At 43.5% G+C, this 24410-nt stretch carries 21 protein-coding genes and 1 tRNA gene; 19 read left to right on the top strand and 3 right to left on the bottom strand.

Going from position 1 to position 24410, the window contains the following annotated elements:
* Nucleotides 1–77: 77 nt before the first annotated feature.
* The 6 genes from C5Q96_RS05060 (at nt 78) to C5Q96_RS05035 (ending at nt 6412) form a co-directional block, all read left to right on the top strand.
* Nucleotides 78–590, top strand: coding sequence for a hypothetical protein (locus tag C5Q96_RS05060; protein WP_106057320.1), 513 nt, complete (start codon nt 78–80; stop codon nt 588–590).
* Between the two features lie 180 nt (nt 591–770).
* The gene (locus tag C5Q96_RS05055; RefSeq protein ID WP_106057319.1) at nt 771–1322 is read left to right on the top strand and encodes a GNAT family N-acetyltransferase; all 552 of its coding nucleotides are present in this window, start codon (nt 771–773) and stop codon (nt 1320–1322) included.
* Between the two features lie 9 nt (nt 1323–1331).
* Entirely contained in the window at nt 1332–2126 is a 795-nt protein-coding gene (locus C5Q96_RS05050; protein WP_106057318.1) for a mechanosensitive ion channel family protein, read from the top strand.
* Between the two features lie 383 nt (nt 2127–2509).
* Complete coding sequence (locus C5Q96_RS05045) at nt 2510–3715, top strand: M20 metallopeptidase family protein (protein ID WP_106057317.1); 1206 nt, start codon at nt 2510–2512, stop codon at nt 3713–3715.
* A 148-nt stretch (nt 3716–3863) separates the two neighbouring features.
* Nucleotides 3864–5084 carry a hypothetical protein gene (locus C5Q96_RS05040; protein WP_106057316.1) on the top strand — a complete coding sequence of 407 codons (1221 nt, stop codon included), beginning with the start codon at nt 3864–3866 and terminating at the stop codon, nt 5082–5084.
* Between the two features lie 152 nt (nt 5085–5236).
* Nucleotides 5237–6412: an amidohydrolase gene (locus tag C5Q96_RS05035; RefSeq protein ID WP_106057315.1), complete on the top strand. Its 1176-nt coding sequence runs from the start codon at nt 5237–5239 to the stop codon at nt 6410–6412.
* Nucleotides 6413–6612: 200 nt separating this feature from the next.
* Here the strand turns inward: C5Q96_RS05035 and C5Q96_RS05030 are convergent.
* Together C5Q96_RS05030 and C5Q96_RS05025 are read right to left on the bottom strand one after the other, a co-directional pair.
* A tRNA-Arg gene (locus C5Q96_RS05030) sits at nt 6613–6688 on the bottom strand.
* Between the two features lie 114 nt (nt 6689–6802).
* The gene (locus C5Q96_RS05025) at nt 6803–7387 is read right to left on the bottom strand and encodes an HD domain-containing protein (protein WP_106057314.1); all 585 of its coding nucleotides are present in this window, start codon (nt 7385–7387) and stop codon (nt 6803–6805) included.
* Between the two features lie 269 nt (nt 7388–7656).
* Between C5Q96_RS05025 and C5Q96_RS05020 the strand changes: the two genes are divergently transcribed.
* The 8 genes from C5Q96_RS05020 (at nt 7657) to rlmH (ending at nt 18997) form a co-directional block, all read left to right on the top strand.
* Complete coding sequence (locus C5Q96_RS05020; protein ID WP_106057313.1) at nt 7657–8247, top strand: histidine phosphatase family protein; 591 nt, start codon at nt 7657–7659, stop codon at nt 8245–8247.
* A gap of 117 nt (nt 8248–8364) precedes the next feature.
* A complete protein-coding gene (locus C5Q96_RS05015) occupies nt 8365–9630 on the top strand; it encodes a hemolysin family protein (RefSeq protein WP_106057312.1) in 1266 nt (421 codons plus the stop codon).
* 71 nt (nt 9631–9701) lie between these two features.
* Complete coding sequence (gene secA, locus C5Q96_RS05010) at nt 9702–12515, top strand: preprotein translocase subunit SecA (protein WP_106057311.1); 2814 nt, start codon at nt 9702–9704, stop codon at nt 12513–12515.
* Between the two features lie 132 nt (nt 12516–12647).
* A protein-coding gene (gene prfB, locus C5Q96_RS05005) for a peptide chain release factor 2 (protein ID WP_245905549.1) occupies nt 12648–13764 on the top strand; the annotation gives its coding sequence in 2 pieces (ribosomal slippage) (nt 12648–12713 and nt 12715–13764; 1116 coding nt in all).
* Nucleotides 13764–14405 carry an HAD family hydrolase gene (locus C5Q96_RS05000; RefSeq protein WP_106057310.1) on the top strand — a complete coding sequence of 214 codons (642 nt, stop codon included), beginning with the start codon at nt 13764–13766 and terminating at the stop codon, nt 14403–14405. Before prfB ends, C5Q96_RS05000 begins: the two co-directional genes overlap by 1 nt.
* A 1-nt stretch (nt 14406) precedes the next feature.
* The gene (locus C5Q96_RS04995; protein WP_106057309.1) at nt 14407–17682 is read left to right on the top strand and encodes a PD-(D/E)XK nuclease family protein; all 3276 of its coding nucleotides are present in this window, start codon (nt 14407–14409) and stop codon (nt 17680–17682) included.
* A complete protein-coding gene (locus C5Q96_RS04990; RefSeq protein ID WP_106057308.1) occupies nt 17675–18487 on the top strand; it encodes an MBL fold metallo-hydrolase in 813 nt (270 codons plus the stop codon). Before C5Q96_RS04995 ends, C5Q96_RS04990 begins: the two co-directional genes overlap by 8 nt.
* Before the next feature lie 30 nt (nt 18488–18517).
* Nucleotides 18518–18997 carry a 23S rRNA (pseudouridine(1915)-N(3))-methyltransferase RlmH gene (gene rlmH / locus C5Q96_RS04985; RefSeq protein ID WP_106057307.1) on the top strand — a complete coding sequence of 160 codons (480 nt, stop codon included), beginning with the start codon at nt 18518–18520 and terminating at the stop codon, nt 18995–18997.
* A gap of 179 nt (nt 18998–19176) precedes the next feature.
* Here the strand turns inward: rlmH and C5Q96_RS04980 are convergent, their stop codons facing one another.
* Complete coding sequence (locus tag C5Q96_RS04980) at nt 19177–20061, bottom strand: DMT family transporter (RefSeq protein ID WP_158696692.1); 885 nt, start codon at nt 20059–20061, stop codon at nt 19177–19179.
* A gap of 171 nt (nt 20062–20232) precedes the next feature.
* On the opposite strand from C5Q96_RS04980, the gene C5Q96_RS04975 reads away from it, so the two are divergent.
* The 5 genes from C5Q96_RS04975 to C5Q96_RS04955 all read left to right on the top strand — a co-directional run bounded on the left by C5Q96_RS04975 (nt 20233) and on the right by C5Q96_RS04955 (nt 24375).
* Nucleotides 20233–21144: a LysR family transcriptional regulator gene (locus C5Q96_RS04975; RefSeq protein WP_106057305.1), complete on the top strand. Its 912-nt coding sequence runs from the start codon at nt 20233–20235 to the stop codon at nt 21142–21144.
* Nucleotides 21145–21221: 77 nt separating this feature from the next.
* Nucleotides 21222–21404, top strand: a complete 183-nt coding sequence (locus C5Q96_RS04970; RefSeq protein ID WP_106057304.1) for a DUF4044 domain-containing protein — start codon at nt 21222–21224, stop codon at nt 21402–21404.
* Nucleotides 21405–21606: 202 nt separating this feature from the next.
* Entirely contained in the window at nt 21607–21933 is a 327-nt protein-coding gene (locus C5Q96_RS04965) for a hypothetical protein (RefSeq protein ID WP_106057303.1), read from the top strand.
* Nucleotides 21920–23902, top strand: a complete 1983-nt coding sequence (locus C5Q96_RS04960; RefSeq protein WP_106057302.1) for a V-type ATP synthase subunit I — start codon at nt 21920–21922, stop codon at nt 23900–23902. Before C5Q96_RS04965 ends, C5Q96_RS04960 begins: the two co-directional genes overlap by 14 nt.
* Entirely contained in the window at nt 23902–24375 is a 474-nt protein-coding gene (locus C5Q96_RS04955) for a V-type ATP synthase subunit K (RefSeq protein ID WP_106057301.1), read from the top strand. Before C5Q96_RS04960 ends, C5Q96_RS04955 begins: the two co-directional genes overlap by 1 nt.
* The last annotated feature ends 35 nt before the right edge of the window (nt 24376–24410 follow it).

Here is a 24410-nt window from a genome sequence, read left to right as displayed (position 1 = left end):
CAAAAGCATTATCGAATGAGATGGAGTGCTATGCTCCATCTCATTTTTTAAACTACTTGAAAGAGAGAAAATGGGGAATGCAGAAACGCTTATTTGATAATAAGCTGCTAAGTATTATTGCGGTTATTATCCTCTCTCTTGCTTTAGCTATAGGGCTCGCAAGCTGCGGTGCTGATAAGAGCGAGAAGGGGAGAGGTAAAAAGAAGGTAGAAGTTACAAAGGAAAAGTCTGCATCTGGCAAATCATCAGATAGCTCTAAGTCTGACAACGAAGGCGAGAGTGAAGCAAGTGGTAGTGATGATTCCAGTAGCAAAACACGAGAAGAGGAAAAAGCAAAGGAAAAGAAAAAAGAGAAAGAAAAGGCAAAGGAAAAAGAGCGGGCAAAAGAGGAGAAGTCGAAAAAAGACAGTAGCGACTCTAGCCATAGTAGCTCATCCCATTCAAAGAAAAAGTGGGTGCCTGCAGTATATAAGACGGTTACGCATCCAGCGGTGACGCGTCAACAGAAATTTATCGATTATTACACTTGTCAGTGCGGTGCCACTTTCAAAACAAATGCAGAGTGGCAGTCTCATAGGCCAAAGCCTTGAAATGGACTACATACATATGCGGCTCCGCATGTGACGACCAAAACAGTTGTCGTTAAAGAGGCATACACCGAGCAGGTGCTTGTCAGTGAAGGACACTGGGAATAAGTTATTACTTTAAGGAATTAAAATGAAAATTCGTGTATACTATAGAGTAATGTATGAATAAGGCAGGTCTATAGTATGAAAGATATTCAAAATATTAAAATTCGTGAGGCGAAGCGTTCCGACATAGCTGAGGTTGGGCGCATCCTATCAGAGAACTATCATGATACATATGCAAATATACTGGATAAGAGATATTTAAGCTCTGTGAACCCTGAGAGTGCAGCGAGCAGAATGGACGCATACTTCCTTGCACCGGGAAATGAAATGTTTGTTGCTGAACTCTTATCCGATGGTGAAGAGGCTGGTGCTGGTGAAATTGTCGGTTTCGTAGCGGGCACACCCTCGCCAGATGTACTTGGTGCATTCTGGCTTGAGATGCTTCACATCAAGGCTTCCTACAGGGATTTCGGTATTGGACGAAGGCTCCTGTTTACGATGGGAAGCAGATCTGCGAGCACCGGATATTCGCAGATGGTAATAGATGTATTTGCAGGGAATACCAAGGCAGAAGAGATATATAAGCATTATGGAGCTAGGCAGATTGATGAGTTTTATCAAGATGTAGAAGGCTTTGGAGTGCTATCGTCCTTATTGAGCTTGGACGACTTGTCGGTGTTCCAAGGATAGGGGGATAGCGTGGATATAATAGTTAAAATGGTTACTTCGGCACAATTTATTAGCAGCATAGTCATCATCTTAGTCACCATCATTGCGACGCTCGTCATAGAGCATACGCATAAGCTCTATGTCAAAAAGACCAACAATACGGTGCAGATGAACGCGATAGTAAGATCGACGTTTAGACTCATGAAAACCGTAACATGGATAATTGCAGCATTGGCGGTACTCGAAGTGAATAATATACGGGTTACATCCATTATCGCCGGTGTCGGTGTTGCTGGTGCAGTCTTCGGCATGGCGATGCAAGACGTGTTCAAGGATGTTCTAATGGGTATGCATATAATTAATGACAAAGCCTTTAAAGTTGGTGATGTTATTAAGATTGATGACGATGAAGGTATAGTTACGCTGTTCACCCTTCAAACCACACAGTACACGAGCCTAAATACCGGAGACAATGTCACTATCTGTAACAGAAATATCACTAAAGTGGGCATAACTAATGGTGTATACGATATAGATATCGGCCTCAGATACGATGAAGATCCGGAGCATGTCAGGGAGGTTCTGACGGACTGCGCTAAAAAGATCAAAGCAATTAAGGGTATTAAGAATTCTGAGTACCTAGCTGTTCAGAGCTTCGATGCAACATCTGCAATATATAGAATCAGATATTGGTGTAAACCGAAGGACAAGTGGGTAACGAGAAGAGCTGCTATGGGCGTGCTGCAGAAGTGCCTGCTTGAATCAGATATCGTGCTTCCTTATAGTCAGCTCGATGTGCATGTGAACGATTCTGATGGTAAGTAAAATCCTATCAATTACAGCACTTGCAATATATTATTCACAAGTTAATTAATATTCCAAAAGACTCCTCTTGACGCATTTGCGATGAGAGGAGTCTTTTTTGAATGCAAAATTAACAGTTCTAAGAATATAAACTGGAAACCAGTGTACGCGATAAAGTGCAAATTTTCTGCATCGGTTTATCGTTGAAATTTCAATGGTTTTAGCAAATGTTAGTGAAATATCACAAAAATATATGATAAATTTGTTTAAATTACAAAAAATGGTGTTATAATACAGCATATTAAATTTCTAGATTTAATGTAACCATTGGGGTTAAAGGATTATAAGATTTTTATATCTTTACAATAAATTGTGAAACACAGTTCAAATGTAGGGGATTAGGGATGAGCGATAATAAAATTTTGAAGAGAGCAAACGAGCTCTTTGAAGAGATTAGGACCATTCGCAGAGATGTACATAAGCATCCAGAGCTTGGTTACCACGAAAACAGAACTTCGGCACTTATAAAAGCAAAGTTGCGTGAGTACGGAGTAGATAATATCGAGCAACCGACACCTACTTCTGTAGTTGCGACAATCGTTGGTAGAAAGGGCGAAGGAAAGACGATTGCCCTAAGAACTGATATCGACGCACTACCGATTAACGAGGAAACCGGACTTGAGTTTGCTAGTGAAAACGATGGAGTCATGCATGCATGTGGACATGATTTTCATGTATCGATGATGCTTGGCAATGCCGAGATGCTCTCCGAGATGCGAGATGAATTCTGCGGAAGGGTTAAGATTATCTTCCAGCACAGTGAAGATACTCAACCAGGAGGCGCAAAGGAGCTAGTAGCAAAGGGTGTTATGGAAGATGTGGATGCCATAGTTGGGCTACACGTACTACCAGACGAAAACCCTGAAGAGTATGGCAAGGTGTGTTTTAGAAGTGGACCGATGACCACATCTGCAGACCTCGTCCAAGTGACGGTGACAGGCCTTGGAGGTCATAGTTCACAGCCACATCTACTTCATGATCCAGTGCTTGCAGCCTCTCAGATGATCGTTCTGCTACAGCAGATTCAAGCAAGATATACAGATGCTAATGAGACGGCGATTCTGCCGATAACATATATTCGCGGTGATAGTGCTATCAATGTAGTTCCTGAGAGAGTTGAATTTGGTGGAGCTGCACGCACGTATAACAATGAAGTTAGAAAAGTGATTGAGGATCAGGTGTATAAGATTGGAAGAGGCGTCGCAGAGATGTCAGGATGTACTGTAGATGTCAATTATGTAAAGGGATATGCTCCAGTGATAAACGACAAAGAGCTTACAGCTTTATCAAGAGTGGCAACTGCAGATGCCATCGGGGAAGATAGGGTAATCGATTTAGAGAGACCGATGAACTTCAGCGAGGACTTCAGCGCCTACTCTGATGTGAGTGGAAAGCCTGGTACATTTATGATTTTAAAGGCTGGAAATGCAGGACATTATGCTCCGCTACATAATCCAGCTAGCACATTAAACGAGGAGACGATTCCTTACGGAATGGCGGCGATGGTTGCGACCGCTATTAGATATTTAAACGAAGACTGTAGCGCGTAATGCGTAATGTAAGGCAGTTCATAAAAGTTTATAGAGCTGATTAACAGCTTTGTAATATAGGCAGTATAGCCATGGGGTTAGGGCTATTGCCAAATAGATTAATTTATAGGATGTTATTTTTTTAGAAAACAGAAAGGACTAGAGAAACATGGTATTTTATAATGCACTATTAGCATTCGTGTTGATGGCTATCTGTTATGCCGTTGGTGAGTGGATTGCAACTGCTACCAAGGCTTGGGTACCATCCGTATTCGCATCAGCAATCCTGTATCTATTCGGATACTGGACTTTCTTCCCTAAGACAATAGGTACAGATTCTGGACTCGTTCCATTTGCAGCAACAGTAGCTATGATGCTGCTTATCGTACATATCGGTACAATCATCAGTGTTAAACATCTGCTGGAGCAGTGGAAGACTATCGTTGTATGTCTAGCTGGTCTCGCAGGAATGGTGCTCTTCAGCTGGTACCTCGCACCGATGTTTATGGATAAAACCTTGATGATAGCTGGTCTACCTCCACTAACTGGTGGAATCGTTGCCGCTACAACTATGCAGATGGCTGCTCATGCAAAAGGCTTAGAGGTAGCTGCTACATTTGCGGTAACCATCTACTGCGTGCAGGGATTTGCAGGCTATCCACTTACAGCGATCATGCTACATAAGTTTGGAAACAAGGAGCTTGCTAAACTCAGAAGTGGAGAAATTGTTCTCACAGAGGAGCAAAAGGAAGCTAACAGGCAGATCGGAATGACGGTTGTAAACGATGATTCTAAGGTTAAGAAGCTACTTCCAAGAGTTCCGGATAAGTACAATACGCCAGTATTCATGCTTTGCAAGCTAGGTCTAGTTGCGTGGTTCGCATCGCTCGCAGGACAGCTAAAGTTCGGTAGCGTTGTAATTTCTCCAGCAATATGGGCTCTAGTATTCGGTGTAATCTTCTGTGCGGTAGGGTTCCTGGATACGAACATTTTGAACAGAGCAAATTCATACTGGATCAGCATGTTTGCACTTATGATGATTGTGTTCGACGGACTTAAGAATCTAACCCCAGCAATGCTTAAGTCAATCATAGGACCGATGGTTATACTCATCGTTATAGGTGTTGTAGGTATGGCTGTATTCTCGTTCATCATCGCAAAAGTATTCAAGATGTCATTCTATCTTGCTTTTGCAAATGGTTTGACAGCACTTTATGGATTCCCAGCAGATGCGATCATCTCAGAGTCAACATGTGAGGCTCTATCTGATGATCCAGATGAGGTTAACTATCTCATGAGCAAGATCTTTCCATCGATGATCGTTGGCGGATTCACTACAGTAACTATCACATCTGTTTTCTTGGCTGGTATATTCGCTACACTTCTATAAGTGAGAATAGGCTTAACTAGGAAAACAATATTTGGGCCGCAGAAAGCGGCCTGATCTTATCTCAGGCTGTGAGAACATTAATAGGCTAGAAAAGGCCTGCCAGGGCACAATACGTATACAATAATCTTTTTTAAAATATAGGGGGTAATATCATGGGTATGAAAGAAGTTGCAGAAAAATATTCCGACTATCAAGTTGAGATGAGACGTTGGTTCCATAACAACGCCGAAGTGAGTGAAAAGGAATATGAGACGGCAAAAAAAATCAGAGAAGAACTCGATAAGATGGGTGTTGAATGGGAACACTGCGGTCTTGAGACTTCGACTTTAGCAACAATTAAAGGTGCGAAGCCTGGTAAGACTGTACTGCTCAGAGGAGATATTGACGCCCTATCAGTAACCGAGGAAACAGGACTTCCTTTTGCATCCAAGACAAAGGGAGTTATGCACGCATGTGGCCATGACTGTCACATCTCGATGCTTCTTACAGCAGCACACATTTTAAATGATATGAAGGATGAGCTCTGCGGAACAGTTAAGCTCGCATGGCAGTCTTCTGAAGAAGTTGCAACTGGTGCTAAAGCCATGGTAGAAGATGGTGCACTAGATGGTGTAGATGCATGCTTTGCTGTGCATGTCTGGGGTAACGTTCCAGCTGGTCATATCAGCTGCGATGCAGGACCAAGAATGGGTGCTGCTAGAATGTTTGAAATCGATGTTCAGGGCAACTCTGGACACGGAGCTCAGCCGGATTTAGCTGTTGATGCTATCGTCGCTGGCTCCGCAATTGTCGGAAGTCTTCAGACTATCGTTTCAAGAAAACTCGCACCTGCTGAACCAGCAGTAGTTACAGTTGGAACATTTAATGCAGGTGAGAGATGGAATGTAATCGCAGGATCCGCTAAGCTTACAGGTACGACTAGATGCTTCAGCTATGATGTATTTAATAAGTTCCCTGAGTACGTAGAGCAGGTCGCAACAGATACAGCTAAGGCTTACGGATGCACAGCTGAGGTTAGAGATACACTCCTCGTACCACCAACTGTCAACGACGAGGGTATGTCAGCGCTTGCTAGAGCCGTGGCACAGGATATAATTGGGGAGGAAGCTCCTATACACGTTCCGCCAACAGCTGGAGGTGAGGATTTCGCTTACTTCATGGAAAAAGTTCCAGGATGTGTGCTACTACTCGGTGTTGCAGATGAGGCTTCTGGTGCTTGCTACGTTCAGCATCACAGCAAGTTCACTGTATATGAGCCTGAGCTTATAAGGGGCGCTCAGATTTACGCTAAGGTAGCTATGGACTTTAACGCAGGTAGAGAAGTTTAGAAATCAATAGTTTGATAGTTTGATTCAATCAAGTACGAATTAGAATGATGTTAGAGCCACATAGACAAAGTGATTATGAGGTGCTAATACAGGGTTAGATACAAATACATAGAATATGAATATCAAAATGGTTAGATGTTAACCAGCAAGCAAAAAGCACTGCAGTCCGTAGGCTACAGTGCTTTTTCAATTGCATAAAGTGGTGCGCCCGAGCGGATTCGAACCGCTGACCATTTCATTCGGAGTGAACTACTCTATCCCCTGAGCTACGGGCGCGCATAATCCGCAGTCCTGCGGATTATATCGTACGAATCGATATGCCTCAAATGTCCGAAGCCTTAAGCCTTGCTGTTTAAGCTGATTCAGAACACTAGAGCAAATCAATCATATCTAGTTTATACCGTTCTGTGCATTGAGCTCCTCAGCATCAGGCATCGACTGCATCGCTTCTAGGACAATCTCGAACAATTCATTGAGCTCGACGCCCATCATATCGGCTCCACGCTTTATTACATCTCTATCGCAGCCTGCTGCAAACTTCTTGTCCTTGAATTTCTTCTTAACCGACTTAACATCCATATCCTTGCAGCTGCGAGACGGTCTGAGTAAAGTCGCTGCGCCGATGAGACCGGTGAGCTCATCTGAAGCAAATAGAAATTTTTCCATCTCGTGTGTCGGCTCGACATCTACGCAGATGCCGTAGCCGTGGCTACATACTGCATGAACGAGCTCCTCTGGTGTATTGATCTCAGCGAGCAGTTCAGGTGCTTTCTTGCAGTGCTCTTCCGGCCATTTCTCAAAATCCACATCGTGAAGCAGTCCAGCTAGACCCCAGAAATCCGGATCATAGCCGTGCTTTTCGGCATAATAACGCATCACTCCCTCTACTGTAACAGCATGGTGGAGATGGAACGGCTCTTCGTTATATTTTTTTACCAGCTCCCAAGCGGAGTCTCTATTGAAATTACCTGACATAATATCCCTCCAATCCAAAATCCCTAAAATAAAATATACTCACCAAGGTGTTATAAAGCCATACATAACCCCCTGCATTATACGGCTTTTACGTTAGCAAATATGTAGAATATTATAGCAGAAAATGATATAATATGCGACATTGTAGTGTGTAAAAACGCACACATTAATTCTACAGAATCGCTGAAATTTAAGCGTGTTAGACGGTATGTGCAAGTTGCTGAGCGATGAGCACGGCTAACTATATGATATGAAAATAGGGGACGAAGATGGGAAATACGTTATATCTGATAAGACATGGCGATACAGAGGGGACACTTAAGGATTTGTTTTATGGAAGCACTGATTTACCTCTCGCTGAGCAAGGTGTACAGCAGATTAAAATGCTCTGTGATAAGGGGGCATATCCTAAAGCGGATGGTGCTAAGCTCTATACATCTGGGATGCTGAGAACTGAGCAGACATTTGAGCACATATACGGGGACATTGATCACGAAATTATTTCCGATCTCAGAGAGGTTGGAGTTGGCATATTTGAGATGAAGACAATGGATGAGGTTCTCCAGCATGATGAAGCTAGAGCTTGGCTTGAGGGTGAGAAGGAGTACATGGATTTTCCTGAAGGTGAGACTAATGATGGATTTATTGAGCGTGTATCCCGTGGTCTTGAAGTGTTAAAAAGTGATGTAACGCACTCGGATGTCATAGGGGTGTTCCATGGTGCCGTCATTTTTACATGCATGGAGATGATGTTTCCATCTGTGAAAGAGAAAGCGTGGCACTGGACACCTAATCCCGCAAGTGGGTATGCGGTAACTTTTGAAGATGGAAAGCCAGCTAGATATAGTGAAATCGGATAGAAAGATGGTTCTCTCGCTCTGCGAGAGAGCTTTTTTCGTTGTTTCATCACTTATCTACAGTTTAATGTAGTATAATTAATCGGATACACACAGATATAGGAGAGTGAATCAAGTTAAATGACACCATACATTATAAGTATTGTGATTTTGCTCGTGTTATCGGGCATTTTTTCCGCCACTGAGACGGCGTTCACTTCGGTGAGCAAGATAAAGATGAAGAATCTGGCGAGCGATGACAACGAGAGTGCGAAGCTCGTACTGGAGATAACGGAGAACTTCGATAAGTTCCTCACCACGATTTTAATAGGCAACAATATTGCCAATATCGCGACGACTTCAATAGCCACGGTTATGTTCATCAAGCTATATGGTCACTACGGAGCGACTATTTCGACCGTTGTTGTGACGGTTTTGGTCTTGGTGTTCGGGGAGATATCACCTAAGAATATCGCCAAGGATAAGGCGGAAGGGATATCTCTATTCATGGCACCGGCTGTAAAGGTCATGATGTTCCTATTTACACCGCTCAACTGGGTGTTTGGTGTATGGAAGAAGCTAGTTGACAAGGTTTTCAAGATTTCACCTGAGCAGGTTTACACAGAGGATGAACTCAAGACAATTGTCGAGGAGGCCAAGACTGGCGGGAGCATCGAAGAATCGCAGAGCGAACTTATCACTAATGCAATCGAGTTCGCTGACTTAGAAGCGATAGACATAATCACACCTCGAATAGATATTATCGCTATCGAGCTCGGTTCACCTATCGATGAGATAGCTAAGCTTTTCAAAGATACAGGTCTTTCGAGACTCCCGGTGTTCGAAGATGATCTCGATAATATCATCGGAATTCTCAATCAGAAGGACTTCCATAACTATGTAGTGGGCGAGGGCAAGAGCGTAAATCTCTATGTAAAGCCGGTTGCATACGTAGCTGAGTCGATTAAAGCATCTGTACTTCTCAAAAAGATGCAGGCAAAGGCAACTCACATGGCGATTATCGTCGATGAATATGGCGGGACTACAGGCCTCGTAACTATGGAGGATATCATCGAAGAGCTAGTCGGAAAGATATATGACGAGCATGATACCGTCGAGATGAGAGAGGTGACAGACTTAATAGACGGTTCATATTCTGTAGCTGGAGGAACTAATGTTGAAAAATTCTTTGAACTACAGGGGGAAGATATAGACATAGATGCGACGACGGTAAATGGTTGGGCGATGATTGAGCTAGACCGCATCCCAAAGGTTGGAGATACATTCGAGTATGAATCGAAACACAAGCTTTTCAAGGTCAGAGTCACAAGAGCGGATGCCAAGAGAGCACTTAGACTTCATATTCGCGTCGAAGACAAGCCTCACGAAGACGAGGATGACAACTAGGATACATAGCTAAGACAATTAGTATTAAAAGCATATATAAGGTATTATCGAGAAGGAAGGGAGCCACGTAAATGGGTTTAGTAGAAAAGATATTTGGAGACCTCAACAAGAGAGAGGTCAAGAAGATAGAGAAAATCGTAGATGTGATTGAGTCTTACGATGAACAGATGCAGAAGCTCACTGATGAGGAGCTTCGCGCTAAGACAGAGGAGTTCAAGAAGCGTCTAGGAACTATCAGAGAAGATGGCGATGAAGGTCCTTTTGAGACCGTAGATGACATTTTGCCAGAGGCATTTGCTGTGTGCCGCGAGGGTGCGGTTAGAAGTCTCGGCATGAAGCATTTCCGTGTGCAGCTAATAGGTGGTGTGGTACTTCATCAAGGAAGAATCGCTGAGATGAAGACTGGTGAAGGTAAGACTCTCGTGGCTACGCTCGCTGCATATCTGAATGCGCTAACTGGTAAGGGGGTTCATGTAGTCACCGTAAATGATTACCTCGCAAAGCGAGATGCTGACTGGATGGGAAAGCTATATACATTCCTTGGACTTACAGTTGGCTGTGTTATCAATTCGCTTGAGGGAGATGATCGCAAGGCTGCGTATTTGGCAGATATCACATACGGCACGAACAATGAGTTCGGTTTTGACTACCTGCGCGATAATATGGTTACTTATCAGGAAGAACTAACTCAGCGTGAGCTTAATTTTGCCATCGTCGATGAGGTGGACTCAATCCTAGTCGATGAAGCTCGTACTCCACTTATCATCTCCGGTAAAGGTGTTGATTCAAGCGATATGTATCGCACTGCAAATGTATTCGTCAAGACTCTCATCCGTGACACTACGAGCGATGAGGAAGAGGGTGAGAACGGAGTGCATGGGGATTACACGGTGGATGAGAAGGACAAGCAGGTTGCCCTTAATGAGGCCGGTATAAAGGCTGCAGAGGAGTATTTCGGCATCGAGAACTTCTCAGATCCAGACAATATGGAGCTTAACCACTATGTAAATCAGGCTCTACATGCTAATTATCTCATGAAGCGCGACGTGGATTATATCGTTAAGGATGGTGAGATTCTCATCGTCGATGAGTTTACTGGGCGTCTGATGTACGGTAGACGTTTCTCAAACGGATTACACCAGGCTATCGAAGCTAAGGAAGGTGTATCAGTTAGGTCAGAGTCCAAGACTCTCGCGACAATTACGCTCCAAAACTACTTCCGTATGTACAAGAAGCTATCTGGTATGACGGGTACTGCCAAGACAGAGGAAGATGAATTTAGAGATATCTACAATATGGACGTTGTTGTCATTCCGACTAACAAGCCTATTGCGAGAACAGACCTAGACGACTCCGTGTATGCTCGTCAGACTGGTAAATACAAAGCTATCGTCGAAAGAGTTGCAGAAGCGCATGAGACAGGACAGCCTGTTCTCGTAGGTACTATTTCTATTGAGATATCAGAGCTAATCAGTGAGATGCTCAAAAAGAAAGGCATCAAGCACAGCGTACTCAATGCTAAGCACCATGAAAAGGAAGCTGAGATCGTAGCTGAAGCAGGCCGTAAGGGTGCTGTTACAATCGCTACCAACATGGCTGGTCGTGGTACCGATATCATACTTGGCGGAAATCCAGACTTTGAGGCTAGACGCGAGATGAAGAAGCTAGAGTACACTCCTGAGCAGATTGCATTCGCAACAGGTTTTGAAAAGTCTGATGACGAAGAACTAAATGCCGCTAGAGAGAAATATCAGGAACTACTGAAGCAGTTTGCCGCTGAGAGAAAGGATGAGCAAGAGGAAGTAAGAGAGCTCGGGGGACTCTGCATCATCGGTACGGAGAGACATGAATCAAGACGTATTGATAACCAGCTACGTGGACGTTCTGGACGTCAGGGAGACCCTGGTGTTACACAGTTCTTCATTTCACTTGAGGATGACCTGATGAGACTCTTTGGTGGAGAGAAGATGCAGAGAATTGTCGAGACTGTTGGCCTTAGCGACGAAGATGCACTTGAAGCAAAGGTGCTTTCGAGAAGAATTGAAACCGCTCAGAAGAAGATCGAGGGAAAGAACTTCGGTATTCGTAAGTATGTCCTTCAGTACGACGACGTCATGAACAGACAGAGATCGCAGATATATGAGCAGCGTAAAATGGTACTCGACGGAGAGAATCTGCGTGACTATATAATGGGAATGGTGGAAGAGCTAGTAAATGGCATAGTTGCACCGATTACCATGGAGACTCGTTTCTCAGAGGACTGGGATATGGACGAGATATTCTACGGCTGTGAGCAGATTACCCCGGCCTTTAAGGGTAGACTCAGCTATACAGATGAGGAACTGAGAGATCTCGATGAGGATAAGCTTCGCGAGGATATCATGAATGTCTTTGAGGAGATATATCGTGAGAAGGAAGAGGAAGTTGGCATCGAGCATATGCGTGAAGTTGAGCGCATGATTATGCTCAGAGTTGTTGATAACCGCTGGATGGACCACATCGATGCGATGGAACAGCTCAAGAACGGAATTGGACTTCGCGGATACGGCCAGCAGGATCCTGCGGTTGCTTATGCAAAAGAAGGCTTCGGCATGTTCGAGGAGATGATTGCGGATATCCGTGAGGAGACTGTAAAATACTGCTTCAATGTAACCGTTGAGACCCGAACTGAACGCCGTACAGTTTCGAGGGATGAGGTTGAACGCAAGGAAGAGTATTATGATGAGGATATTGCAGCTGCTCATGGGGATGAACAGCAGTATCGCGATAACGGAGAACATGTTCAGGAACCGGTTCACCGCGACAGCCCTAAGATAGGTAGAAACGATCCATGCCCTTGCGGATCTGGCAAGAAGTACAAGAATTGCTGCGGAAAGTTTCAATAAGGAAACCCGATATAATTAGCAATGTATGATGTGAGTTCTGCAGTGAGAGCAGGGCTATAGAGTTTAGCTCAATTGATGCGCGATGCTGCTTACTGCGGCTACGCGCATCTGTCATAGATGAGAGGAATTACTATGATTGAATTGGATGAGATAAGACAGGCTTTACCGAACGAACTAGCAAAGCTTAAGGAGATTGGAGACTATCTTTGACCCAGATAGTCTTAGAAATAATATAGCGAGCATGGAGCAGGAGATGCTTAAGCCTGGTTTCTGGGACGCTCCTGATGATGCACAGAAACTGATGAAGAGGAAAAAGCATCTCGAAAGTGAGCTCGAGCGGTATGAAGGTCTACTCAAGGGATTTAATGATATATCTGAGATGATTGAGCTAGCTGAGGAGTACGAGGATTACTCTGAAGCCAAGAATATAATCAAGGAATACAAGAGGCTATGTGAGGAGATGGAAGATCTTGAGCTCAGCAGACTCCTGACCGGTAAATACGATGATAAGGATGCGATCCTCAGCATTCATGCTGGTACTGGTGGAGTGGATGCTATGGATTGGGCTGAGATGCTGATGAGGATGTATCTAAGGTATGCAGATCAGCACGGTTTCAAGACGGATGTCGTTGACATACAGAATGATACGCTAGCTGGTATTAAGAGCTGCACAATCGTCGTCAGCGGAATCAATGCATATGGATATTTACGCAGTGAGGCGGGTGTGCATAGACTCGTGCGCATATCACCGTTTAACTCTGCGGGCAAGAGACAGACTTCATTTGCTGCGGTTGAAGTCGTTCCAGACCTTGGGGATAGCGTTGAGGTTAATATCGATCCTAAGGATCTCAAGATTGATAAGTATAGGAGCTCCGGTGCTGGTGGTCAGCACGTCAATACTACGGATTCTGCCATTCGCATAACGCACCTCCCTACAAACATAGTTGTAACGTGCCAGAATGAACGCTCTCAGCTATACAATAAGGAGATGGCGATGAAGATATTGGCTTCGAGGCTCCAGCAGTTAGCTGAAGCAGAGCACAAGGAAAACCTTAATGAACTAAAGGGCGACATGAGTCAGGTAACTTGGGGTGCGCAGATTAGGTCATATGTGTTTCAACCTTATACGATGGTGAAGGACCATAGAACCAATGCAGAGGTTGGCAATATAAATGCTGTAATGGATGGTGAGCTTGACGAATTTATCAAGGCCAAGCTAACGCAGGAAGCGAAGGAGAGAAACATATAATGAAGAAATACATAGTGTTTGATTTCGATGGAACGCTCCTCGATACCGATCAACTTATCGTCGATTCGTGGCAGGCGGTTTTTAAGAGATTTAGAGGCAAGGAAGCGGATGAAAACCTCATACTTTCAACCTTTGGCGAGACTGTAGCTAATACGACTAAAGAGCTTTTTGCAGACGAAGATGTAGATGAAGTTTTAGCGGTATACCGAGGATATCAGGCGGAGCACAGCAAGGGAGCCTATAAATTATACCCTGGCGTAGAGGAACTCCTCGGCGAGCTCAAAAGACGTGGCTACTCATTATCTATCGTTACTTCAAGGCTTGGAAATACAGCGATGCAGTATCTAGGAGAGATGGGTATTAAGGATAATTTCGATGTCATCATCACAGCGGATGATGTCACTAGTCATAAGCCAGAGCCAGGTCCGCTTCTTGAAGCACTAAGGCGGCTCGGAGCAAAGCGTGAAGAGGCAATAATGATAGGTGATACGAGATTTGACATTGGCTGCTCTATCAATGCCGGAGTAGACAGCATCCTGGTATGCTGGGGGCGTAGAGGTGGTAACGTTCCGCTGGGCGGAATAGAGCCTATGTACAGAATAAGCAAACCTGAGGAGTTATTTGAAATAATCGAGGGATGAGATGCTGAACCTATTTATGGCACGAGAGTGCATGAACAAGGAGAAGTTCATATACGAGAATATAAAAGGCAAGACGTATGTATTGGTTCCGAACCAGTACACCCTTGTCGCGGAAGAACAGGCACTTAAGTACACATGTAGTGCCTGTCTTCTTGATATTGAAATTCTTTCATTAAATAGATTAGGTCAGAGGATAATGGAAGAGTACGGTAAGGAGAATATCGAAATTCTCGACAAGTATGGTCGCCATATGCTTCTGTACAAGATTATAAAGTCGCATAAAGATGAGCTTGAAGTATTTAAAGCTTCAGCTGAACAGAGCGGATTTATAGATATGGTCAATGACTTCATCGCTGATTTCAAGCAGCAAGACTGCTCACTAGATGAACTCAAATATGCAATCGATTCAGATAGTAACAGTGAGCTGCTTTCACACAAGCTGCATGAATTGATGCTTATAATCGATGAATATGAGTCGGAGCTAGAAGGTAGATACATAGATTCTGAAGACTATATCTCGATGTATGTATCGTTAATCGGAGAGTCGACGCTACTTGATAATCATTCGGTATGGGTGTATGGATTTGATACTCTTGCGCCCAAGTCGATGGATGCTCTAATCGAGATGGCAAAGCGTGTAGATGTCAATATTATGGTCAATATCAGTGACTTTGATCTAGACAACATCCTGATAGCAGCGCTGACATCTAGGGCGGATTCGGCGGGTGTAGCAATATCAAAGGAATATGTGCCTGATGAATATAGAGCATATGGTAGAGAGACACTCGACTATTTGGAGGAGAATCTATTTAGGACCGCGTTAAGCTCGAGAGAGTCCGTAATGAAGGTGCCGGATGAAGATACGGTAAATGATGAAGTAAGACTTGTTGAGTGCGCAAACCCTTTCTATGAAGCGGAGAGTGCCGCCTCATATATATATGAGCTAATTCGCGATAAAGGATACAGGATGAATGATATTGCTGTAATCTGTAATGATGATTCATCTAGGAAACCCATAATTCGCAGAACTTTTGAGGAGTACGGGATCCCACTTTTTGTCGATTCCAGAAGGACAATTACTGATTCGATGGCTGCGAGGTTTATAGTGAGCCTTCTAGAGTTTGTGCTTCAGGGGTATAGGACTTCAGCTCTGTTCGTAATGCTCAAGACTGAACTTACGAGTATTGAGAGAGAAGATATCGAAATGCTGGAGAATTATGCGCGTAATTACAAGATACGTGGTAATATGTGGACTAGAGCATTTAAGTACGGACATTTCGAGTATACTGAAGAAGAATTCGAAAGGCTTGAGAGCACGAGAAACTACATAATGGAGCAAGTTGCGAAGCTTCGTGAGATAGCGGAGAGTTCAGGGACAGTTGCTGAATTCGTGTTTGATTTGATTAAAATCTTGGAAGAGGAATGGGAGCTGCCAAGCAGATTGCAGGCTGTATCTGAAGCTCAGGCTGAAGAGGGATATAACGAGGAGGCGCAGAATACCGCCCAGAGCTATGAGGCTTGCGTCAAGATTCTGGAACAATTAGCAGCCGTTTTGGGCGATGAAACCTTTGATAAAACAAGGTCCGAAGAGATATTGCAGCTCTACAAAAAAGGTCTTGAATCCGTTGACATCGGAATTATTCCACCTGCACTGGACGGAATAATTATGGGATCTATGATTAGGACAAGACCAGGACCGCTTAAAGCGATGGTTGTTCTTGCAGCCAATGAAGGTGTACTTCCCATGGAGCCTGCTTCGGAGGGGATTTTCTCTGTAGATGAAAAGGAATTTTTTAAGGAGCACAATTTCCCTATTGGTCATCTTGATGAACTAAAGATGACTGAGGAAAACGTGGCTATGTATAGGCTAATTTCAAAGCCGTACGAGAGATTATACATGAGCTGGTCGCTTTCTGATTCGGAGGGGCAGGACTGTAAACCATCTTCGCTTGTTGATGCGTTCAGGTCGGCGCTGCCATCAATCAAGATTCACAAAGATGTCATCTCAAGTGGATTAGATATAAATGTCATAAATAATCCAAAGACAGCTATGCGCCACTTGCTCAACTATCTGAAGGGTAGGCGGTCACTAGAGCATCTAGCAGATGAGAAAAAAGCTAAGATGATTACTGATTCGATAATTGCTTGGTATCGAAAAAATGATCCGGAGACATTCGATGCAGCCATGAATGCCGCGAGAGATGATAACTCTGCGGAGCCTATTTCCAGTGTTATGGCGGAGCGGTTGTTCGCTAGGCCTCATGGTGACTTCTCGTTCTCACCGACTAGAATCGAGAGCTTTAATCACTGCCCGTTCAAGCATTTTGTATCATATGGTTTAAGACCCAGAGAAGATCGTGAGTTTAGCGGTTCCTCTCGTGAGATAGGGGATATATACCACGAATGCATCATGAGGGTCTCCAAGAAACTAGAGACTGAAGGGCTTTGGGCTAGTATTACCGATGAAGAGATTAGGAATCTTGTGAGAGCTACGCTCGAGGAAATCGCTGGTGACTATAGGGATGGTCTCTTTGCCTCCGATGGTCGTGAGCAGTATAGACTTGAGAGAGTCGCAAGGGTTTGTTCGCGTGTAGCAGGAAACCTCGCAGAACAGATTAGACTAGGTAAGGTCGAGAAGTCCTATTTTGAAGAGGAATTTAAGAGAGGCAAGCTTTTTGCACCTATTGAACTCGAGATTGATGGTAAAAGGATTTTTATCGAGGGCAAAATCGATAGGGTCGACGTTTTTGAAGGTGGCGATATAAGAATAATCGACTACAAGACCGGGTCAGATAAGGTTGATATAGAGCAGATGAGGTGTGGGTATAAGATGCAGCTCATGGTGTACATGCAGGGTGCTAAGTCTGAGGAAAGGAAGCCCGCCGGTGTGTTCTACTACAATATCAAGGATGTTTCGGTGAATGTAGAAGGCTCGAAGGATGCTTCTGAGGTGGTGGATAGCGAGCTTAAGAAAGGCTTGATTTTAAATGGACTATGTATCGATGAAAAAGATGTCATAGAAGAGATGCCAAGCTCTCTACTCGGCAGCAAAAAGATGATCATAACCCGTGATTTGTTCGAGAGTATAGAAGAGGACGTATGCCAGTCGATTCACGATATCAGTGAGCAGATTGTCGCTGGAGATGTAAGCATATCTCCAACAAAAAAACGCACTTCAAGTGATAACAAAGGAGAATGCACATACTGCAGCTATAATTCAATCTGCAGATTTGATGTAACGTATAGAGGAAACAAGTATAGGGAAGTAGATGGGTAAATTAAAGATAGCATCTATCGGAAGCAGTAGCTCCGGTAATGCGTATATCGTTTCGGATGGAAATACGAGATTGCTGCTAGATGTTGGTCTCACAGCAAAGCGAATCAAGGAGGGACTTGCTGAGTGCAGACTCGGTGTGGAGGATATTCAAGGGATATTTGTCACGCATGAACATACCGATCACGTCAAAAGCATCAGGGCAATCGCAAAGGCTTGTACGAATGCGAAAGTGTATACATCTCGAGGAACGATATATAACTGTGATAAGTTTGAATATGTAAAGCCAGAGCAGCTAGAGTGTATGGCAGCACAGGATGTGGTCAGAATTGGGGATATATGTGTAAAGGCGTTTTCCCTTTCTCACGATGCAAGTGAGCCGATAGGGTTTAGCTTTACTGAGGACGGAGAACAGCTATCTGTTGCAACTGATACAGGGATAGTTACGGATGAGATTGCTGAAGAACTTGCTAGTGCAGACACTCTCGTGTTCGAAGCGAATCATGAGGAGAGCATACTTCAGATGGGGGATTACCCATATTCGCTAAAGCGCCGTATCCTAGGGGAACACGGTCACCTTTCCAATGTGACAAGTGGGATTGCTCTTGCGAGGGGACTGCTTGCGAGAAAAGAAGCTGGTCTTCCAAGCCCCACGCAGCGAATAATGCTCGCACACTTGAGCACTCACAACAATACACCGGATACTGCGTTGCTGACTGTTAAGAATATCTTGGATGAGAATGATCTGTGTCAAGGGAATGATTTTACACTAAAGGTGGCAGCAAAGGACAAGTTAACGATGCTATAAGATTTAAATAGTAAAATCAAAGGAATTTAAATGAAGATTAGAATAATTTGTATAGGAAAGCTAAAAGAGAAATACTGGACTTCTGCTGCAGCTGAATACAGCAAGCGAATATCAGGATATGCAAATATCGAGATTGTAGAACTCAAGGAGAGTAAGCTGCCTGCAAACCCGTCTGCATCTGATGAGAATGCAGTGCTTATCCGCGAAGGACAGAACATCCTAGGCAAGATAAAGGAAAGCGACCATGTGATCGCTATGGAAGTGGAAGGTGAACATATTGATTCAGTAGAGTTAGCTAAGAAAATTCAGTATGCGTTCGATACAAAGTCTTCTACCATAGACTTTGTTATCGGCGGTAGTCTTGGACTCTCAGATGAAGTGAAAAAAAGAGCGGACTACGGATTATCGTTTTCAAAGCTGACATTCCCGCACCAGATGGCGAGGATTATGCTTCTCGAGCAGATATACAGAGCTTTTAAGATTAACAGTGGAGAGACATACCATAAGTGATTGCATCCACGCATGTGATTGTATCGGATAATCCAATCAATGTGCATGCAATGATGCATTTAGCGCAGAAATAATATACAAGAAGACCTCCACTTAAGTGGAGGTCTTCTTGTACTTTTTACTTTATACTTTGCGAACATTATGAGGGTTAGGGATGTCTCGTAATGTCGTAAACTAATTTATCTAGCTAGCTGTGGCTTTTTTATTAAAGGTGCCAATGCTGGGATGACGATGCTGGTGAGTATGAGAATTCCACCAATCATGCCAGTAGCTCCTAGCCTTTCGTTCAGGAATGTGTATCCGAGTATCGCAGTGACGAGCGGATTAAATGCACAAAATAATCCTGAGATAGATGCAGATAATTTGCTCTGTGCAACTGGCTGAAGCGTGAAGCCAAAGCAGGTGCATACTATTGCTAGGAACATTATCACGCCCCATGCCTTAGGTGCGGTAGGAAAACTTGGTCCTTCGACAACCATAGCTAGTATATATGACGAAGCTCCTATAAATGCAACCTGGACTATTCCGAGCATAAAAGGATCATCGCGCTTTGAAAATCTGTCGGTAGCCACTACAGCGCATGTGTATGCTAGTGCGCTGAGTATGCACATGAATTCTCCGAAGGTGAGTCCTATATGACCATCCTTAAGTGTCAAGAATCCAACACCAGCTAGTGCGACTAGAGCGCTGATAATTGCGGAAGCTCTAGGGACTCTTCTAACCAACAATGCATCCGCTAGCGGAACGAAAATAATCGCTGTGTTCTCTAGGAATGACGTAGTCGAAGAATTTGTCATCTTGAGCCCAATCAATTCAGTGGTCATCGTCAGCAGGAAGAAAAAACCAATGATTGAACCGTGGATGACAAGCTGCTTGTCAACTTTCTTGATATCCTTGCGGAACAGAAAGAGTAAGATAATAGCAGCAAGTGGGAAGCGGTAGCCGTTCAATGTGAGCGGCCCCATATATGATAAACCCGTTGTTGCGAATAGGAGCGAGGTTGCACGCAGTGAAATTACTGTAAACAGCAATATCATAGCGCGATTTCTTCTCTTCGTATTCACCTCTGATCCCCACTTTCTTAATGTAAACTGATGTAACTAAATTATAATAAAAAATCTATTTTGATAATATCGCTAAATAATCAACCATGTTATGATAAAATATCATAACACGGTTAAATCTTTAAAGCAGTTCTGCCATAGGTTAGAAATAAGGATATAAGAGGATATAAAATGGAAGTTGAGAAAGTCAAGGCACTGCTTCGTGCAATCGATCTGGGGAACATGTCTTCAGCAGCGACGGAGCTCGGGTATACTCCTTCAGGCATTAGCCGCATGATGGCATCATTAGAGGAAGAGACAGGGGTGCGTCTTGTAAATAGAAATAGGAATGGTATTTCGCCTACAGAGGCGTGCAATCAGCTTCTGCCTAGCTTCATATCTCTAGTTAATTCTGCCAATCACTTAGAACAAAATATCGCAGAAATTAGTGGAGTGATAACAGGCGAAGTTCGCGTGGCTACAGCTTACTCTACATACTACAAGTTCCTAACGGATCTGATCAAGGAGTTTTGCATAGAGTATCCGGGTATCGCAGTTGACGTCACTGCAGGAAGGAGTTCAGCCCTCATGGCAGAGCTTGAACGCGATAAATTGGATTTTTGTCTCATAAGCTACCGTGAGGGTACCTGTGAATGGATACATCTCATAGATGACCCATTTTACATATGGGTACCAAAGGACCATCCAGCAGTAGCTGATGGTGTTTATGATATACGTAGGATATATGATGATAGTTACATCGATTTATATCCTGGTCGAGAGAGTGACGGTTCTTTGATGTTCAAGTCATATGATATCAATCCCCCTATTAGGTATAAAACCTCAGATGCTTTCGCAGCATATTCAATGGTTGAAGCAGGATTGGGGGTGACTACTGTAAATGGAGTTTCAATAAATCAATGGCACGGAAATGTCACGGCGCTACCGATCTCACCGAGCTATAATGTTCCGATAGGGATTGCAGTTCCTGAAACTGGGAGAATATCACCGGCGGCTAAAAGATTTAGAGATTTTGCGCTTGTTTTTTTTGAAGAACATAAACAGCGTGTGATGGAAATTATTAATGATAATGATAAAAAATAGTTTAATTTATATGCGTACAATATGATATTGCTAAATGTTATATGTGGCATAATGATATAGGATATGGAGGTGCTAGGATGAACAAGAAGCATAATAAAGCTGGAAATACAGTGGATGAGCATAATTTAAAACAGGTATTTAAGGCAGATAGACCGCGCAAAAACCGCAAGGAGCGAATGGCGAGGATTATGGCTATATTGATGATTATACTTATGATAGGGTTTTCATTCATAACTGCGGGCATATTTCTTTTAGATTAGAATATAATTAAATAGATAAAAAATTGTGTAAAAATTGGTTGTGCTATATTCCATGACAAGGCTTTGACAAGTCAAAGCCTTGTTTTTTTGCCCTTTGCTTGTTTGTAAAGAATTTTGATGAGTGATATAATTCAGATTAAATCACGTCCTATATGATTTTAGGCCTTTTGGCTAATTTTACAGGACAGAAAGGATAACGCTTATGTCGATAGCAGGTATTGAAAAAGTCAGAGAAGCTGAGACGAAAGCAGCACAGATCAAAAAAACATCTGAAGAAGCTGCAGCTCAGATTATAGCTGACGGTAAGAAGGAATCTAAGGTTCTACTAGAAGATGCTGAAAAAAAAGGCACCGAAACTTACAAGGCTGCAATTGCATTCGCCGAAGCTAAGGCAGAGGAGTCATATCAAAAGAAGATAGATTCAGAAGCCGTTTTATGCGAGCAACTTAAAGCCTCAGCTAGAGAGAATCTCATGCAAGCAGCTTCAGCAATCGTCGGAAAGGTAGTGGGTACTTATGGCAACGATTAAAATGAAAAAGTTGTCCGTCATAGGTATGAACGATGAGAAGCAAGCGCTGATTAAAGAGCTCATGGATCTCGGGATAGTCGAAGTCGCAAATCCTGAAGGCAAGCTTCAAAGTGAAGAGTGGACGAACCTTGTTGTGAAGGATGGCGATGAAGCTACTTTGGCTGAATTCGACAAGAAGATCTCATATGCTGACTCAGCACTATCTTTATTAGATAGATATGACGGCAGCAAGAAGCCGATGTTTCCAGCCCGCAGGGTTGTTACGGAAGCTGAGTATTGTGAGATTTTAGGAAAAGAGAAGGAGTTTGAGGAGGAAGTACATCGCTTAAATGAGTACGGCAGTGCTATTGCCGATGCTTACAGTAAAGCAAACTCGGCAGAGGTACTCAAGCTGTCGCTTGAACCTTGGAGAGCATATAAACTTCCTATTGAGCTCACAGAGACAGAGTGTTTAAGTATTCGCATTGGACTGATGCCACTAAGTACGGATGTTCAGGAAGTCGAGAACGAACTGGAAGCTGCAGGTCTACCTTCAGTAGTACAGTGTGTAAACAAGGACAAGGAACAGATGTATGTCAGCGTGTGGTATTTTAGGGATGACGAAGATGCTGCACTCGAAATAATCAAACGCTATGGCTTTACCCTTGCTCCAATTGCAGAGCTTGAAGGAACGGCAGAGGAGAATATCTCTAGAGCTGAGCAGGCGATCGCCGATGCTAATAGTGAGAGAGAGAGTCTCGAACTCAAGGTCAAAGAGATGGAGAAATCCAGAGCTGATGTTGAGTGTTACCACGACATCATGGTAATTGGTCGCGATAAAGCATTCGTTCGTAGTAGACTTCTCACAACTGAGGAGACGTTCACCTTTGATGGATGGACACCAAAATTCGCTTCTAGCAAGGTTGAGAAACTGCTAGAAAAATACACATGTTGGTACGAACTGACAGAACCCGATGAAGATGACGATGTACCGGTGCGTCTACAGAACAAAAAGTTCTTTGCACCAATCGAATTTATCACGGAGATGTATTCGTTACCTAATTGGAAAGAGATTGATCCGACATCGATTTTCGCGATTTTCTATATCATATTCTTCGGAATTATGTTCGGAGATGTGGGATATGGAATCATATTATGCGTAATGTCGGTATATGCACTTAAGAAGAACAAACTGTATGAGGGAGGACCATATAAGCTCCTGAAAGTATTATTCTACAGCGGAATCTCCAGTATATTCTGGGGCGTTATGTTTGGAAGTTTCTTCGGAGACCTCATCCCTGTAGTTGCAAAGACGTTCTTCGGTAAGACAATTGTCATCAATCCGTTATGGCTGGATCCAGCTAAATCACCGATGATATTCCTCGTGTTCTCATGCGGTCTCGGCGTTATACACCTGTTCGTCGGAATGGGGATCAAAGCGTACGGAGAGATAAGGGATGGAAAGTTCCTCGATGCATGTAAGGATGTATTTGCATGGTATCTAATCGTTGCAGGAATCATACTGATGTTGTTTGGAGCTAGAGTTTCTTCTGGAGCTCCTGGCATTGGTAAGATTATGGCAATAGTAGGTCTGGTTGCAGCTATAGTCCTTCCGTTCATAACCAATAAAGGAATTACGAAGGGACTCGGCATCTGGGACATCTATAGTGGATTGACAGGAAATCTGTCCGATATACTCTCGTATTCGAGACTTCTCGGACTTGGTCTAGCTTCTACATCAATAGCTCAGGTATTTAACTTCCTGGCTTCGATGGGAGGCAAAAGTGTAGTCGGAGTGGTTATGTTCCTGGTAATAGGAATTCTAGGACACACACTAAACTTCGGAATCAATGCCCTGGGAGCATTTGTTCACTCCTGCAGACTTCAGTACGTAGAGTTCTTCGGTAGATTCTATGAAGGTGAAGGTAAAGCATTTGAACCGTTAAGCAGAGATACGAAGTATATTAATGTAATTAAGGAGGCAAAATAATGAGTTTAGGTCTAACATTAGCTGTACTAGGTGCAGCAATTGCGACAATCGCAGGCGTAGGTAGTGCTATTGGTGTTGGTATTGCCGGTGAGGCAGCTGACGGTGTAATGTCTGGTGACAAGGTGAGCTTCGGTTCAACTCTTGTACTTCAGGCTCTTCCTGGAACACAGGGTATTTACGGAATGGTTATCGCTATCCTGATTCTTACTAAGATTGGAATTCTAGGTGGCAACCTTGTAAATGTTTCTACAACACAGGGACTTGCATTCCTGTTTGCTGGAGTTCCAATCGGAGTTGTAGGTATCGTTTCTGGATATACACAGGGTAGAGCAGCAGCTGCTGGTATGCAGCTCATCTCCAAGAAGGACGGAGCTCTAGGTAACGCTATCATCTATGCTGTAATGGTAGAAACATACGCTATCCTAGCATTCATCATCTCGTTCCTTATGTACAACGGCGTTCAGATTGGTTAATCGCACACAAATCGTTGTAACTAATTTATAGAAAG

The sequence above is a fragment of the Mogibacterium diversum genome (assembly GCF_002998925.1).
GTDB classification, from domain to species: domain Bacteria; phylum Bacillota; class Clostridia; order Peptostreptococcales; family Anaerovoracaceae; genus Mogibacterium; species Mogibacterium diversum.
Note: the sequence above shows the minus strand (reverse complement) of the source record. Positions and strands in the feature narration are given on the sequence as shown.

Bases quoted from the DNA above. Each gene is read 5' to 3' on its own strand.
- C5Q96_RS05060 (WP_106057320.1), top strand. From the start codon at position 78: ATGCAGAAACGCTTATTTGATAATAAGCTGCTAAGTATTATTGCGGTT.
- C5Q96_RS05055 (WP_106057319.1), top strand. From the start codon at position 771: ATGAAAGATATTCAAAATATTAAAATTCGTGAGGCGAAGCGTTCCGAC.
- C5Q96_RS05045 (WP_106057317.1), top strand. From the start codon at position 2,510: ATGAGCGATAATAAAATTTTGAAGAGAGCAAACGAGCTCTTTGAAGAG.
- C5Q96_RS05040 (WP_106057316.1), top strand. From the start codon at position 3,864: ATGGTATTTTATAATGCACTATTAGCATTCGTGTTGATGGCTATCTGT.
- C5Q96_RS05035 (WP_106057315.1), top strand. From the start codon at position 5,237: ATGGGTATGAAAGAAGTTGCAGAAAAATATTCCGACTATCAAGTTGAG.
- C5Q96_RS05025 (WP_106057314.1), bottom strand. From the start codon at position 7,387: ATGTCAGGTAATTTCAATAGAGACTCCGCTTGGGAGCTGGTAAAAAAA.
- C5Q96_RS05020 (WP_106057313.1), top strand. From the start codon at position 7,657: ATGGGAAATACGTTATATCTGATAAGACATGGCGATACAGAGGGGACA.
- C5Q96_RS05015 (WP_106057312.1), top strand. From the start codon at position 8,365: ATGACACCATACATTATAAGTATTGTGATTTTGCTCGTGTTATCGGGC.
- secA (WP_106057311.1), top strand. From the start codon at position 9,702: ATGGGTTTAGTAGAAAAGATATTTGGAGACCTCAACAAGAGAGAGGTC.
- C5Q96_RS05000 (WP_106057310.1), top strand. From the start codon at position 13,764: ATGAAGAAATACATAGTGTTTGATTTCGATGGAACGCTCCTCGATACC.
- C5Q96_RS04995 (WP_106057309.1), top strand. From the start codon at position 14,407: ATGCTGAACCTATTTATGGCACGAGAGTGCATGAACAAGGAGAAGTTC.
- C5Q96_RS04990 (WP_106057308.1), top strand. From the start codon at position 17,675: ATGGGTAAATTAAAGATAGCATCTATCGGAAGCAGTAGCTCCGGTAAT.
- rlmH (WP_106057307.1), top strand. From the start codon at position 18,518: ATGAAGATTAGAATAATTTGTATAGGAAAGCTAAAAGAGAAATACTGG.
- C5Q96_RS04975 (WP_106057305.1), top strand. From the start codon at position 20,233: ATGGAAGTTGAGAAAGTCAAGGCACTGCTTCGTGCAATCGATCTGGGG.
- C5Q96_RS04970 (WP_106057304.1), top strand. From the start codon at position 21,222: ATGAACAAGAAGCATAATAAAGCTGGAAATACAGTGGATGAGCATAAT.
- C5Q96_RS04965 (WP_106057303.1), top strand. From the start codon at position 21,607: ATGTCGATAGCAGGTATTGAAAAAGTCAGAGAAGCTGAGACGAAAGCA.
- C5Q96_RS04960 (WP_106057302.1), top strand. From the start codon at position 21,920: ATGGCAACGATTAAAATGAAAAAGTTGTCCGTCATAGGTATGAACGAT.
- C5Q96_RS04955 (WP_106057301.1), top strand. From the start codon at position 23,902: ATGAGTTTAGGTCTAACATTAGCTGTACTAGGTGCAGCAATTGCGACA.